This window comes from Rhodococcus sp. X156 (genome assembly GCF_004006015.1).
Taxonomy (GTDB): domain Bacteria; phylum Actinomycetota; class Actinomycetes; order Mycobacteriales; family Mycobacteriaceae; genus X156.
Map to the genome: position 1 here is coordinate 2140613 of NZ_CP034766.1, position 13827 is coordinate 2154439.

Consider the following 13827-nt stretch of genomic DNA (forward strand, 5'->3'; position numbering starts at 1 on the left):
TCAGCAGCGGTCTGTCGCAGCAGCCCTCACGCGGCGGAACGAAAGGGCAGGACACGCGGTGGTTTCGCTGAGCACGGGAAGTCGGTCGCCGGGCGGCCCTCCGGGAGCGCACGACGGGTACCAACGTCGTCGCCCCCTGCCGGCCATTGCGCTGCTCGTCGTGCTGAGCGTGCTGGTGCTGGTGGTGTGGGTGCAGGTGCTCACCCAGAGCAGCACGGCGGCGGACACCTCGGTCTGCCCCGAGCCCACCCCCGCCGGGGACAACGCCGGCATCGAGGTGGGTGTGCCGCAGACCGAGCAGGGCACCAAGATCACCTCGGCCGACCTGGCCGCGGCTCCGCCGTCCGCGCCCCAGGCCGCCCAGGTGCGGGTGCTCAACGCCAACGGTCAGCGCGGGCAGGCCTCGCTGGTGGCCGCGCAGCTGGCCCAGCTCGGCTTCACCCCGGCGCCGGACATGGCCTCCGGCAACGACACGGTGTTCACCGCGCAGGACATGCGCTGCCAGGCCCAGGTCCGCTTCGGCGAGGCCGGCAAGCCGGCGGCACGCACCCTGCAGCTGCTGGTGCCCTGCGCCGAGCTGGTGCAGGACGACCGCAAGGACCAGACGGTCGACCTGGCGCTGGGCACGGTGTTCAGCTCGCTCAGCTCCGACGCCGACGTGACCGCGGCGCTGACGGCGCTGTCCAAGCACGCCGCCGACCCGCAGACCCCGGCGCCGGACTCCACCGAGCTGGCCCAGGCCCTCTCGGTCAGCTGCTGAGACCAGCCCCGGTCAGGGCATCGGGCCGCTCCAGGCCCGCTCCACCAGGCTCAGCACTGCCGCGGACACGCCCGGGGCCGCCGCGAAGGTGAGCTCGCCGTGGCTGCCGGGGGCGGTGGCCGGGGGCGGGCGCACGTCCGCGCCGGCCTCGGCGGCGATCAGCACCCCCGCCCCCCAGTCCCACGGGCTCAGCCCGTGCTCGTAGTAGGCGTCCAGCCAGCCCGCCGCCACCGCGCACAGGTCCAGCGCCGCCGAACCCACCCGGCGCACGTCGCGCACCTGCGGCAGCAGCTCGGCCACCACCGCGCCCTGGGTGACGCGGCGCCTGGCCTGGTAGCCGAACCCGGTGGCCACCAGGGCCAGCGCGGGGTCGGTCACGTCGTTGCAGCGCAGCGGCTGGCCGTCCAGGGTCGCGCCGGCCCCCAGCGCCGCGGAGAACACCCGCCCGCTGCTCACCTCCACCACTGCGCCGGCGATGCTCTGCCCGTCGCGCTGCACCGCCACCGACACCGCGTAGAAGGGCAGCCCGTAGAGGAAGTTCACGGTTCCGTCGATGGGGTCGATCAGCCAGCGCAGACCGTCGACGGCTGCATCCCCGCCCTCCTCCTCGCCCAGCACCGCGTCCCCGGGTCGCAGCCGCCCCAGCTCGGACCGGATGAGCTGCTCGGACTCGGTGTCAGCCAGCGTCACCGGATCGGTGCCGGAGGTCTTGGTGCGCACCGTCCCGCTGCCGAGCACCTCCGCACGGCGGCGGGCCACCAGCTCGGCGGCGGCGGTGGCGACCTGGACGGCGACCTCGCGGAGCTCGACCCCCAGTGGATCGGGGCGCTGGGAGCCGGCGGTGGGGTGAGTCATGCCGCCATCGCAGCACACCACGGGCCAGCGCGCCCTGACCTGGCCCTCGTGGTGCGGGCGACGACGGGCCCGGCACGAACTAGGGTCAGGGCGACCACACCTGCACCGAGGAGCCGATGACGATGACGACCACCACGGCGGACGTGCCCGCGGACCAACGGGCTTTCGGTATCGACGTCGGCGGCACCGGCATCAAGGGCGGCATCGTCGACCTGTCGACCGGCGCGCTGATCGGGGAGCGGCTCAAGATCGCCACCCCCCAGCCCGCCACGCCAGCCGCGGTGGCGGAGACCGCCGCGGAGCTGACCCGCCGGTTCGAGTGGGACGGCCCGGTGGGGCTCACCCTGCCGTCGGTGGTCAAGGACGGTGTCGCGCTGACGGCAGCCAACATCGACAAGGCGTGGATCGGCACGGACGCCCGCGCACTGTTCAGCGAGGCGCTGGGCGGGCGAGCGGTGCGGGTGCTCAACGACGCCGACGCCGCCGGGCTGGCGGAGTACCACTACGGCGCGGGCAAGGACGTCAGCGGGCTGGTGATCCTGCTGACCTTCGGCACCGGCATCGGCTCGGCGATCATCCACGACGGGGTGCTGCTGCCCAACACCGAGTTCGGCCACATGGAGCTCGACGGCGACGACGCCGAGCACTCCGCGGCCGCGTCGGTGCGAGACGAGCGTCACCTGAGCTGGGACGAGTGGACCCCCTACGTCTCGCGGTTCCTGCGCAAGATGGAGGACCTGTTCTGGCCCGACCTGTTCATCGCCGGCGGCGGGGTGAGCCGCAAGGGCCACAAGTGGATCCCCCTGCTCGACAACCGCACGAACGTGGTGGCCGCGACCTTGAAGAACACCGCGGGCATCGTGGGCGCGGCGATGGCGGTTGCGGCGGACCTCCCAAACTGACCGGAGCGGGTAACCAGCCAGGAGTCGCTACAATGGGTTGATGTCTGCGGCCGACGCCGGGACACACCCACATGACCTCTCCGCCGAAAGCACCTCGGCGTGACGCCGCACGAACAGTCGCGAAAGGGCATACGTGGCAGCCACAAACACCCGTCAGACCGCAGCGGAGACGAGCGCGGCTGAGCCGACCGCCGTCAAGGCACCCGCGAAGAAGGCGGCCCGCAGCACGACTGCCTCGAAGCCTGCGGCGACCGCCAAGGCCGCGGCCGGCGCCAAGGCTGCGGCCGGCGCCAAGGCCCCCGCCAAGGCCCCCGCCAAGCGGACCGCCAAGGCCAAGGCCACCGCCGAGAAGCAGGCCGACGCCGGACCCAAGGTCGTGGACCTGGCCGCCGGTCGCTCCGCCGACCTGCCGGACAGCGACGTCGCCCCGGAGAACGACGTCGTCGAGGTGCTCGCCGTCGGCGCTGCCGGTGACGACGACAAGGACGAGGTGGACCTCGAGCCGTCTGCGGCCGACAAGGCCTCCGGCGACTTCGTCTGGGACGAGGAGGAGTCCGAGGCCCTGCGCCAGGCGCGCAAGGACGCCGAGCTCACCGCCTCGGCCGACTCCGTCCGCGCCTACCTCAAGCAGATCGGCAAGGTCGCCCTCCTCAACGCCGAGGAGGAGGTCGAGCTGGCCAAGCGCATCGAGGCCGGCCTGTTCGCCGTCGAGCGCATGCGCCTCATCGCCGAGAAGGGCGAGAAGCTCCCCGTCGCCCAGCGCCGTGACCTGTCCTGGGTGATCCGGGACGGCAACCGCGCCAAGAACCACCTGCTCGAGGCCAACCTCCGCCTGGTGGTCTCGCTGGCCAAGCGCTACACCGGTCGCGGCATGGCGTTCCTGGACCTCATCCAGGAGGGCAACCTCGGCCTGATCCGCGCGGTGGAGAAGTTCGACTACACCAAGGGCTACAAGTTCTCCACCTACGCCACCTGGTGGATCCGCCAGGCCATCACCCGCGCCATGGCCGACCAGGCTCGCACCATCCGCATCCCGGTGCACATGGTCGAGGTCATCAACAAGCTCGGGCGCATCCAGCGCGAGCTCCTGCAGGACCTGGGCCGCGAGCCCACTCCGGAGGAGCTGGCCAAGGAGATGGACATCACCCCGGAGAAGGTGCTGGAGATCCAGCAGTACGCCCGGGAGCCCATCAGCCTCGACCAGACCATCGGCGACGAGGGCGACAGCCAGCTCGGTGACTTCATCGAGGACTCCGAGGCCGTGGTGGCCGTGGACGCCGTCAGCTTCACGCTGCTGCAGGACCAGCTCCAGTCGGTGCTGGCCACCCTCAGCGAGCGCGAGGCGGGGGTGGTGCGGCTGCGCTTCGGCCTCACCGACGGCCAGCCCCGCACCCTGGACGAGATCGGCCAGGTCTACGGCGTGACGCGTGAGCGCATCCGCCAGATCGAGTCCAAGACCATGTCCAAGCTGCGCCACCCCTCCCGCTCCCAGGTGCTGCGCGACTACCTGGACTAGCCCCCTTGGGGCGTCTGCAAGTACCACCCAGCGCGCCCCACCCGGTCTGCACCCGCTACCAACCGTCGTCCGCGTCCCGCGGGCGGCGGTTGGCTGCGTGTGGGGGCAGATCGCCCGCGCCAGCCGTGCACCGGGGACCCCGGTCGCCGCTGCGGCCCGCCGCCATAGGATGGGCCCATGCCTCATTTCGACGTTGTAGTCCTTGGTGCCGGTCCCGGCGGGTACGTGGCGGCCATCCGCGCCGCCCAGCTCGGCAAGAGCGTGGCCGTGATCGAGGAGAAGTACTGGGGAGGGGTCTGCCTCAACGTGGGCTGCATCCCCTCCAAGGCGTTGCTGCGCAACGCTGAGCTGGCCCACCTGGTCACCAAGGAGGCCAAGACCTTCGGCATCAGCGGCGAGGTCTCCTTCGACTACGGCGTCGCCTTCGACCGCAGCCGCAGCGTCGCCGACGGCCGCGTCAAGGGCGTCCACTTCCTGATGAAGAAGAACAAGATCACCGAGCTGGACGGCATCGGTCGCTTCACCGACAAGAAGACCATCGAGGTGGAGCTGTCCAAGGGCGGCACCGAGACGGTCACCTTCGACGACGTGATCATCGCCACCGGCGCCTCCACCAAGCTGCTCCCCGGGACGTCGCTGTCCGAGCGCGTGGTCACCTACGAGGAGCAGATCACCAACCGCGACCTGCCCGGCAGCGTGATCATCGCCGGCGCCGGGGCCATCGGTGTGGAGTTCGCCTACGTGCTGTCCAACTACGGCGTGAAGGTCACCGTGGTGGAGTTCCTCGACCGGCTGCTGCCGCTGGAGGACGTGGACGTGTCCAAGGAGCTGGGCAAGCGCTACCGCAAGCTCGGCGTCGAGGTGCTCACCTCCACCCGGGTGGAGAAGATCGACGACTCCGGCGACCAGGTGACGGTCACCGTCACCGACAGCAAGGGCACCCGCGACCTGCAGGCCGACAAGGTCATCCAGGCCATCGGCTTCCAGCCTCGGGTGGAGGGCTACGGCCTGGACACGCTGGGCGTCAAGCTCACCGAGCGCGGCGCCATCGAGATCGACGACTACATGCGCACCAACGTCGAGCACGTGTACGCCATCGGCGACGTCACCGCCAAGCTGATGCTCGCCCACGTCGCCGAGGCCCAGGGTGTGGTGGCCGCGGAGACCATCGCCGAGGCCGAGACCATGACGCTGGAGTACCCGATGATGCCGCGGGCCACCTTCTGCCAGCCGCAGGTGGCCAGCTTCGGCTACACCGAGGCGCAGGCCCGCGAGATGGCCGACCAGAAGGGCTGGAAGGTCAAGGTCGCCCAGTTCCCCTTCACCGCCAACGGCAAGGCCCACGGCCTCGCGGAGCCCAACGGCTTCGTCAAGGTGATCGCCGACGAGACCTACGGCGAGCTGCTGGGTGCGCACCTGATCGGACCCGAGGTCACCGAGCTGCTGCCCGAGCTGACCCTGGCGCAGAAGTGGGACCTCACCGCTGCCGAGCTGGCCCGCAACGTGCACGCGCACCCGACGCTCAGCGAGGCGCTGCAGGAGACCTTTCACGGCCTCACCGGGCACATGATCAACTTCTGAGCTCCGCTCGCCACGCAGCAGGCGGCGCACCCCATCCGGGTGCGTCGCCTGCTGTGCTTCCGGGGACCCGGCACCACAGGGTCTGGCGGCTACGGCTCGGCCGGCTCAGGGGCGCCGAAGCGCCCGTCGGGGCCCGGCCGGTACGCGAGGACCCCGACCACCGCCGAGACCGGCAGCGGGGCGTACAGGTGCGGGAAGCGCATCGACTCGGGGTCACCCGGCACCCCCGGCTCCCAGCGCACCTCACCGGTGAGCCGCTGGGGGTCCACCCGCAGCAGCAGCACGTCCGCTCTGCCGGCGAAGAGCCGGTTCGCCGGCAGCGCCACCTGCTCGGGGGTGGACAGGTGCACGAACGGGCCCGGGTGGGCAGGGATCTCCCCCACCTGCTGGGCACGCACCCAGTCGTCCTCGAGCACCAGGTGCAGCAGCTCGCGCTCGGCCACCTAGTCGGCCCCGTGCCCGGGTGCGATCTCCTCGCCGGCGCGCACCGGTCCGGGCGGCGTGCCGTCGCCGAAGGGCCGCCCGCCCAGCTCCTCGCGGTGGTGGGCGGTGAGCCAGCCGCGCAGGTCCGGGCCCTGCGGCACGACCTGGGTGGGGTTGAGGTCGGTGTGCACCACGTAGTAGTGCTGCTTGATCTGCACGAAGTCGATGGTGTCGCCGAAGCCCGGTGTCTGGAACAGGTCGCGGGCGTAGCCCCACAGCGCCGGCATCTCGCTGAGCTTCTGCCGGTTGGCCTTGAAGTGCCCGTGGTAGACGGGGTCGAAGCGCGCCAGGGTGGTGAACAGCCGGACGTCGGCCTCGGTGATGGTGTCGCCGACGAGATAGCGCTGCCCGCTCAGGCGCTCCTCCAGCCAGTCCAGCGCCGTCCACAGCCGGTCGTACGCCTGGTCGTAGGCCTCCTGCGAGCCGGCGAAGCCGCACCGGTACACCCCGTTGTTGACCTCGGTGAACACCCGCTTGTTCACCTCGGCCAGCTCGTCCAGGTGCTCCTGGGGCAGCAGGTCGGGGGCGCCGTCGCGGTGGAAGTCGGTCCACTCGGTGGAGAAGTCCTCGGTGATCTGCGGGTAGTCGTTGGTGACCACCTTGCCGGTGGGCACGTCCACGATGGCAGGCACGGTGATGCCCCGCGCGTAGTCCGGGAACCGCGCGAAGTAGGCCTCCTGCAGGCGCTCGATGCCCAGCACCGGGTCCTTCCCGCCGGGGTCGAGGTCGAAGCGCCAGCTGCGCTTGTCGTGCGTGGGTCCGGGCAGCGCCAGGGAGATCGCGTCCTCCAGGCCCAGCAGCCGCCGCACGATGACGGTGCGGTTGGCCCACGGGCACGCCCGGGCGGCGACCAGCCGGTAGCGCCCGGCCTCCACCGGGTAGCCGTCGCGGCCGTCCCGGGTGATGCGCGTCTGGATGTAGGCGGTGTCGCGGGTGAACTCCTTGCCGCCCGTGACGTAGGCGCCGGCCGTGCTGTGCTCGTCCCTGGTGTCCCGGTCGTGCTCGCTGGACACGGTCTCGCTCATGGCCTGCTCCTGTGCTGGTCGCCGGAGGTGGCCGCCGCGTCGGCAGCCCCCTGTACCGCGAACCTACCGGTGCCGGCTGTCGGCCTGCGGGGGCGTCCGGAGGTTGCGCTGAGAGCGAAACGCGCACGCGTGCGCGAGCCCCTCGACGGACCACAAGTTGGTGGTCTCGGCCCCCTGACGGCGCTCCGACCTGGGGTTTCGCCCCCGCCGGACAGTGGGACCCCGGTAGGGCGTGCGACCGGCCACAACACGACGAGCGGGGGAACAGAACACGCCGGCCGAACGTCTGACAGAGTGCAAGGACATCAGAACGACTGTCACGAGCTTCCATGGGTGGCTACTGGTGGTTTGCAGCGAGCACACTAGGGCGTCTGCGCGAGCGGGCGTCAGGACGGAGGACACATGACCGGGACCTTGACGATCCCCGAGATCACCGCCACCGACCGGTGCGACCGGTGCGGTGCGGGCGCACGTGTCCGCGTGATGCTGCCCTCGGGCGGCGAGCTTCTCTTCTGCGGGCACCACGGTCACGAGCACGAGGCGCGTCTGCGCGACATGGACGCGACCATCGTGGAGGGAGCTCCGGTCTCCTGACCAGAGCCTGAACCAGCAGGGGCACCCACCGACGCGGTGGGTGCCCCTGCTGCTGTCTGCGGACCCGCTTCCCTGGCAGGCCGGCGGGCGCGGCTAGGCCGGCTCGTAGGTGAGGCAGCTGGCCATGTCAGCGCCGCCCTCGGCGCCGATGCGCACGGCGTCGGCGCTGCACTCCAGGTTGGTGTTGTGCGTGCAGTCCACGCGTTGGCAGGCACCCACCTGGGCCTGGGCCCGCGGCAGCCCGCCCTTGGTGGTCAGCGGGATGAAGGTGCCGCAGTCGGCGGTGCCGTTCTGCCCGTGGACGTTGATGGCAAAGGCGTGACACCCGTGCTCGTTGTAGGAACAGCTGCTGACCGTGCAGTCGGCGACCTGGGGCATCTCGAGCGTGGCCATGGGAACCTCCGAGCGGAGAACGTCGGGTGAGCGTGCGACCTCCTCGACGGTAGCCACGCCCACCGTCGCCCACCAGCAAGGTGAGCCTCCCCTGACCAGCAGGTTCACTCCACCCGGAGTGCAGCTACCACTTGCGCAGCAAGGCGATTCGCTCGTTCAGCTGCTCCACGGTGGCCATCGCGGTGGGCGGCCCGCCGCACTTCTCCCGCAGGTCGCGGTGGATCACCCCGTGCGGCTGCCCGGTGCGGTGGTTGCGCATCGCCACCAGCGTGTTCAGCTCGCGGCGCAGCGCGGCCAGCTTGGCGGCGGTGTCAGCGGTGCGCACCGGCGCCGGGGCGGGTGCGGCCGGCTCGGGCGCGCGGCTGTCGAGCTGCTCGCTCTGCCGCTTGCGCAGCAGGTCGCGCATCTGGGTGGGGTCCAGCAGGCCCGGCAGCCCCAGGTAGTCGGCCTCCTCGTCGCTGCCGGAGAACGCCGCGGTCCCGAAGCTGGAGCCGTCGTAGATCACCTGGTCCAGCTCGGCGTCGGCGCCCAGGGAGGTGAAGGACTGCTCCTCCTCCCCCGGCTCGTCCTGCTGCTTGTTGGCCTGGGCGAGCAGCTGGTCGTCCAGCCCCTCCGGCTCGCGGTGCGGCTTGCCCAGCACGTGGTCGCGCTGCGCCTCCAGCTGGCTGGCCAGGTCCAGCAGCACGGGCACCGAGGGCAGGAAGACGCTGGCGGTCTCCCCCTTGCGGCGCGAGCGCACGAAGCGGCCGATGGCCTGGGCGAAGTACAGCGGCGTGGCCGCGGACGTCGCGTAGACGCCGACGGCCAGGCGGGGGACGTCCACGCCCTCGCTCACCATCCGCACGGCGACCATCCACCGCTCGTTGCTCTGCGCGAAGGAGGAGATGCGCGCCGAGGATCCCGGGTCGTCGGAGAGCACCAGGGCGGGAGCCACGCCGGTGATGGCGGTGAGCAGCTCGGCGTAGGCGCGGGCCATGGTCTGGTCAGTGGCGATCACCAGCCCGCCGGCGTCCTCCATGCCGCCGGCGCGCAGCTGGCCCAACCGGGTGTCGGCGGCGTGCAGCACCGCCGGGATCCAGTCGCCGCCGGGATCCAGCGCGGTGCGCCAGGCCCGGGCCGTCTGCTCGGCGGTGAGCGGCTCGCCCAGCCGCGCGGTGAACTCCTCGCCGGCACTGGTGCGCCAGCGGGCCTCGCCGGAGTACGCCAGGAACACCACCGGGCGCACCACGCCGTCCTTGAGCGCGTCGGCGTAGCCGTAGGTGTGGTCGGCCTTGGATCGGTCGAAGCCGTCCGGTCCGGGCTCGTAGGTGACGAACGGGATGGGGCTGTCGTCGCTGCGGAACGGCGTACCGGTCAGCGCCAGGCGCCGGGTGGCGGGGTCGAAGGCCTCCCGCACCGCGTCGCCCCAGCTCTTGGCGTCGCCGCCGTGGTGGATCTCGTCCAAGATCACCAGGGTGCGCCGGCTGTCGGTGCGGGCGCGGTGCTTGAAGGGGTGCGCGGCCACCTGGGCGTAGGTCACCACCACGCCCTGGTAGTCGCCCGACGTCTGACCGGTGGAGTTGCTGAAGCGGGAGTCCAGGGCGATGCCGGCCATCCCGGCGGCCGCGGCCCACTGGTGCTTGAGGTGCTCGGTGGGCGCGACCACGGTCACCTGGTCGATGGTGCGGTCGCGCAGCAGCTCGCTGGCCACCCGCAGCCCGAAGGTCGTCTTTCCGGCGCCCGGGGTGGCCACGGCCAGGAAGTCCTGCGGCTTGGTGGCCAGGTAGCGCGACAGCGCGCGTCGCTGCCAGGCACGCAGCGGCGCCGCCTTGGGCTGCACGTCAACGACGTCACCTACGTCATCGGCATCCAGCACGGTGACAACCAACTCCCTCACGATCACGACATGAATTCCCGGCGCGGTCCGCGCTGCGCAGCAGCACCCGGCGCCGTGCAGAGGGTAGTCGTCGACCGGCAGTGGTCCCCGTCACGACGCCCGTGCCCGCGGTGATCGTGGCGCGGGTCGTGCCTGCAGCGGTCCGGCGGGCGACACGACGGTGCGTAACCGGCCAACCGCGGTGCGGTAGTGAATCCTGGGGGGATCATGGACTCCCCCACCAGCCGGCCCAGCGACCTGTCGGTGCGTCCCGCCGCGCGCGGACCGCACCGGCTGCTGTGGCGAACCGTGACGAAGGCGTGGGGCGACTCGATCTTCGGCCGCGCCGCACAGGCGGCCTTCTGGCAGACGCTGTCGCTGCCGCCGCTGCTGCTGGGCCTGCTCGGCTCCATCGGCTACATCGGTGGCTGGTTCGGCCCCGACACCGTCGAGGTGGTGCAGTCCAAGATCCTCACGTTCTGCCGCAGCACGTTCAGCCCGTCGGTGGTGGACCAGATCATCGCCCCGACCGTGAGCGACGTCCTGCTGCGCGGCCGCGCCGACATCGTGTCGCTGGGCTTCCTGCTGTCGCTGTGGGCAGGGTCCTCGGCGGTCTCCTCGTTCGTGGACTCCATCGTGCTGGCCCACAACCAGCACAACGAGCGCAACCCCGTGTGGCAGCGGATCTTCGCGCTGCTGCTCTACGTGGTGGCGCTGGTGCTGGCGGTGTTCACCGTGCCGCTGCTGGCCCTGGGGCCCGGCCTGGTGTCGGAGCGGGTGCCCGAGACGTGGCGGCAGACCACCGAGACGCTGATCCAGTCGGTCTACTACCCGACGGTCGGGGTGATCGCCCTGATTGCGCTGGCCACGCTGTACAAGTTCGCGCTGCCGCGCTCGCTGCCGTGGCACCGGATGATCCCCGGCGCGATCTTCGCCGGGGCGTTCTTCCTGGCCGCCGCGGCGGGGCTGCGGATGTACTTCAGCTGGGTGACCAGCACCGGCTACACCTACGGCGCGCTGGCCAGTCCCATCGCGTTCCTGCTGTTCACGTTCTTCTTGGGCTTCGCGGTGGTGCTGGGCGCGGAGTTCAACGCCACCGTGCAGGAGTTCTGGCCGGCCAAGGCCACCCGCCTGGACCAGATGCGCGAGCGCATCCAGCTGCGGGGCCGCTCCGACGACGGTGACGGCCCCGAGGAGGACGGCCCCGAGGAGGCTGGCACGGCGGAGGACAGCACGGCCGGTCCGGGAACCCACGTGTCGGTTCCGACAGACGGTGCCTCGCCAGTGCCCGAGCCCAGCGACACGGCCCGAGTCCGAGCGGCAGGCGGCGGTCCGGCTGCCACTGCGTCGTCCCGGGTGCGCGTCGCCGGCCGAGGCGGCGCCCCCACCGCCGCCCGAGACGCGACCACCAGCACGCTGGGGCGGCTGGGCACGCGCATCACCACGCCGCGCACCCTCAGCTTCACGCCCTCAGGCGTGCCGAGAGCTCAGTCGTCGCCGCCGGGACGCAGGCCCTCGTAGACCTTCTTGCAGTCCGGGCACACCGGGGAGCCCGGCTTGGCCGACCGCGTGACCGGGAAGACCTCGCCGCAGAGAGCCACCACGTGGGTGCCCATGACGGCGCTCTCCGCGATCTTGTTCTTCTTGACGTAGTGGAAGACCTTGGGCGTGTCGTCGCCGGTCGTCTCGCGCTCGCGGGTGTCCGGCGCGACCGTGGTCTGCGTGGACAGGGTGGGGTTCAGGGTCTGGGTGCTCACAGCGACCATGATGCCGCACCCAGGCACCAGCGTCACCCCTCGGTCAGGCGTCGCGCACGCCCCATCCCGCCGTGGCTGGAGCTCAGCCCTCGATGACGTCGCGACGGGCGGGCTCGATGGCCGGACGGTCGCTGCCGTCGCCGTAGCGGTAGTGGTTCAGGTACTCCTGCTTCTGCGCCGGACCGTCGTTGGCGATGAGCACGGCCATCCACGGCAGCGGCACCGAGATGAGGATGACCGCCAGGGGCAGCCAGGGATTCTCGAAGATGGAGTACAGGACCGCGGCGATGACCAGGGCCGGGATGCGGAAGGCCATCATGATCGCGTACTTGCGGACGCGGGCCTTGTGCTGCTCGTCGTAGGAGCGCTGTGCGGCGGTGATGAGCACCGCGTCGTCGCGGCCACCGCCTCGTCCGGCAAATCCGTGTTCGGCCATTGGTTCAGTGTCCCACCGCGCCGAGAAGATCGCACCCGTCAGGGGCATCACAGCACCGGCCCCGGGGCGGGCCGCGCTCCCCGGGTGCGCGCTGAGCACAATGCGCCCATGAGTGATGCCCGCACGAGCGCTGCCCCCGTCCCGGACCTGGTGCCCCTGTGCGCCGACCTGCGCACCGCGTTCCTGCGTGCCGGCTTCCACACCGACGGCGTGCTGGCGCTGCTGGGCGCGGACGTCAACGCCGCCCTCGGCCGCAACGAGGCGGTGCCGGTGCGCCGGGTGCTGGACCGCCAGGGCTCCACCGATCCCGGCGGGCAGTCCCTGGCCACGCTGGTGCGGCTGTTCCTGCTCGGCGACACCTGCCCCGAGTCGGCGGCCGCGGCGGCGCTGGCGCCGCTGGACCTCGACGCCGCCGTGGCCGGCGGGCTGCTGCAGCGCCACGGAGGTGCGGTGCGCGCGGCGCTGGACGTGCGGCCGCTGGACACCGGGGCGGGCACCCGCTGGGTGGTGTCGGACCTGGACGCCGACCGGGGTGAGCTGGCCGGGGACCGGGAGTACGTGCCGGGGGTGGGGCAGGCCTCGGTGTCGCTGCTGCAGGCCATCCCCGCGCTGGCACCGGCCACCGCGCTGGACCTGGGCACCGGCTGCGGGGTGCAGGCCCTGCAGGTGGGCGAGCACGCCGGTGCCGTGACCGCGACCGACGTCAGCCCGCGCGCCCTGGCCATGGCCGCGGCCACCTTCGCCCTGAACCAGGTGTCGGTGGAGCTGTTGGCCGGGTCGTGGTTCGAGCCGGTGGCCGGGCGCCGATTCGACCAGGTGGTGGCAAACCCGCCGTTCGTGGTGGGCCCCGCCGAGGTGCACAGCGTCTACCGCGACTCCGGGCTCGACCTCGACGGCGCCAGCGAGCTGGTGATCCGTGGCATCCCCGAGCACCTCAACCCCGGGGGCACCGCCACCCTGCTGGCGTCGTGGGTGCACGTGCGCGGGCAGGACTGGCGGCAGCGGGTGGCGTCGTGGCTGCCTGAGCACGGCATCGACGCCTGGGTGGTGCAGCGCGACGTCGCCGAGCCCGCCCTCTACGTGAGCACCTGGCTGCGCGACGGCGGGCTGGACCCGCGCACCGGCGAGGGCGCCCGCCGCTACGACGCCTGGCTGGAGCACCTGGAGCGCTCCGAGGTCACCGGCATCGGGTTCGGGTACGTGACGCTGCGGGCCACCGACGCGCCGTCGGACGTGCTCGCCGAGGACCTGCTGCACCCGTTCACCGACCCGCTGGGCCCCGAGGCGCAGGCGTACCTGGCCCGGGTGGCGTGGCTGCGCGAGCACGACCTGCTCGACGCGCAGCTGGCCGTGGCGCCCGGGGTGGTGCTGCAGCGGGTGGCTGTCGCCACCGATGAAGGATGGAAGCCGTTGGTGGCCAGGGTGACTCGCACCGACGGTCCGCGCTGGGAGCACGAGGTGGACGAGCTCGCGGTCTCGCTGCTGGCGGGGCTGCGCCCGGACGGGCTTCCGCTCGGGGAGCTGGTGGGGATGTTGGAGCTGGCTCACGGCGAGGACGAGGGCGCGCTGACCGGCCCCGCCACCGCCCTGGTGCACGACCTGCTGCGACACGGCCTGGTGCTCCCGGCGGACCTGGCTGGCGACACACCGACCCGGTGATGGTGGTGATC

The 13827-nt window shown here is 71.9% G+C and carries 14 protein-coding genes; 7 read left to right on the top strand and 7 right to left on the bottom strand.

Annotation, left to right across the window (positions count from 1 at the left end):
- Positions 1–58: 58 nt before the first annotated feature.
- Positions 59–760, top strand: coding sequence for an envelope integrity protein Cei (gene cei / locus ELX43_RS10135; protein ID WP_277601695.1), 702 nt, complete (start codon positions 59–61; stop codon positions 758–760).
- 12 nt (positions 761–772) lie between these two features.
- On the opposite strand, the gene ELX43_RS10140 is transcribed toward cei, so the two are convergent.
- The gene (locus ELX43_RS10140) at positions 773–1615 is read right to left on the bottom strand and encodes an inositol monophosphatase family protein (protein ID WP_127783322.1); all 843 of its coding nucleotides are present in this window, start codon (positions 1613–1615) and stop codon (positions 773–775) included.
- 122 nt (positions 1616–1737) lie between these two features.
- Between ELX43_RS10140 and ppgK the strand changes: the two genes are divergently transcribed.
- The 3 genes from ppgK (at position 1738) to lpdA (ending at position 5614) form a co-directional block, all read left to right on the top strand.
- Entirely contained in the window at positions 1738–2517 is a 780-nt protein-coding gene (gene ppgK / locus ELX43_RS10145; protein WP_206517991.1) for a polyphosphate--glucose phosphotransferase, read from the top strand.
- Positions 2518–2650: 133 nt separating this feature from the next.
- Positions 2651–4033 (top strand): RNA polymerase sigma factor, encoded by a 1383-nt coding sequence (locus ELX43_RS10150; protein WP_127783326.1) that lies wholly within the window; start codon positions 2651–2653, stop codon positions 4031–4033.
- Between the two features lie 177 nt (positions 4034–4210).
- A complete protein-coding gene (lpdA, locus tag ELX43_RS10155) occupies positions 4211–5614 on the top strand; it encodes a dihydrolipoyl dehydrogenase (protein ID WP_127783328.1) in 1404 nt (467 codons plus the stop codon).
- Positions 5615–5703: 89 nt separating this feature from the next.
- On the opposite strand, the gene ELX43_RS10160 is transcribed toward lpdA, so the two are convergent.
- The gene (locus tag ELX43_RS10160; RefSeq protein ID WP_164860632.1) at positions 5704–6057 is read right to left on the bottom strand and encodes a DUF952 domain-containing protein; all 354 of its coding nucleotides are present in this window, start codon (positions 6055–6057) and stop codon (positions 5704–5706) included.
- Complete coding sequence (locus tag ELX43_RS10165) at positions 6058–7122, bottom strand: glutathione S-transferase C-terminal domain-containing protein (protein ID WP_127783330.1); 1065 nt, start codon at positions 7120–7122, stop codon at positions 6058–6060.
- A 402-nt stretch (positions 7123–7524) separates the two neighbouring features.
- Here ELX43_RS10165 and ELX43_RS10170 point away from each other — a divergent pair, with 402 nt between their 5' ends.
- Positions 7525–7716 carry a hypothetical protein gene (locus ELX43_RS10170; RefSeq protein WP_127783332.1) on the top strand — a complete coding sequence of 64 codons (192 nt, stop codon included), beginning with the start codon at positions 7525–7527 and terminating at the stop codon, positions 7714–7716.
- 93 nt (positions 7717–7809) lie between these two features.
- Here the strand turns inward: ELX43_RS10170 and ELX43_RS10175 are convergent, their stop codons facing one another.
- Complete coding sequence (locus tag ELX43_RS10175) at positions 7810–8109, bottom strand: DUF1540 domain-containing protein (protein ID WP_127783333.1); 300 nt, start codon at positions 8107–8109, stop codon at positions 7810–7812.
- A gap of 124 nt (positions 8110–8233) precedes the next feature.
- Complete coding sequence (locus ELX43_RS10180) at positions 8234–9964, bottom strand: DEAD/DEAH box helicase (RefSeq protein ID WP_127784812.1); 1731 nt, start codon at positions 9962–9964, stop codon at positions 8234–8236.
- Positions 9965–10192: 228 nt separating this feature from the next.
- Between ELX43_RS10180 and ELX43_RS10185 the strand changes: the two genes are divergently transcribed.
- Positions 10193–11485, top strand: coding sequence for a YhjD/YihY/BrkB family envelope integrity protein (locus tag ELX43_RS10185; RefSeq protein ID WP_127783334.1), 1293 nt, complete (start codon positions 10193–10195; stop codon positions 11483–11485).
- Here the strand turns inward: ELX43_RS10185 and ELX43_RS10190 are convergent.
- Both ELX43_RS10190 and ELX43_RS10195 read right to left on the bottom strand, forming a co-directional pair.
- Positions 11452–11694 carry a DUF3039 domain-containing protein gene (locus ELX43_RS10190; RefSeq protein WP_127784813.1) on the bottom strand — a complete coding sequence of 81 codons (243 nt, stop codon included), beginning with the start codon at positions 11692–11694 and terminating at the stop codon, positions 11452–11454. The genes ELX43_RS10185 and ELX43_RS10190 overlap by 34 nt on opposite strands.
- Before the next feature lie 109 nt (positions 11695–11803).
- Positions 11804–12157: a DUF3099 domain-containing protein gene (locus ELX43_RS10195; protein WP_127783335.1), complete on the bottom strand. Its 354-nt coding sequence runs from the start codon at positions 12155–12157 to the stop codon at positions 11804–11806.
- 108 nt (positions 12158–12265) lie between these two features.
- On the opposite strand from ELX43_RS10195, the gene ELX43_RS10200 reads away from it, so the two are divergent.
- Positions 12266–13816 carry a methyltransferase gene (locus ELX43_RS10200; protein ID WP_127783336.1) on the top strand — a complete coding sequence of 517 codons (1551 nt, stop codon included), beginning with the start codon at positions 12266–12268 and terminating at the stop codon, positions 13814–13816.
- Positions 13817–13827 lie beyond the last annotated feature (11 nt).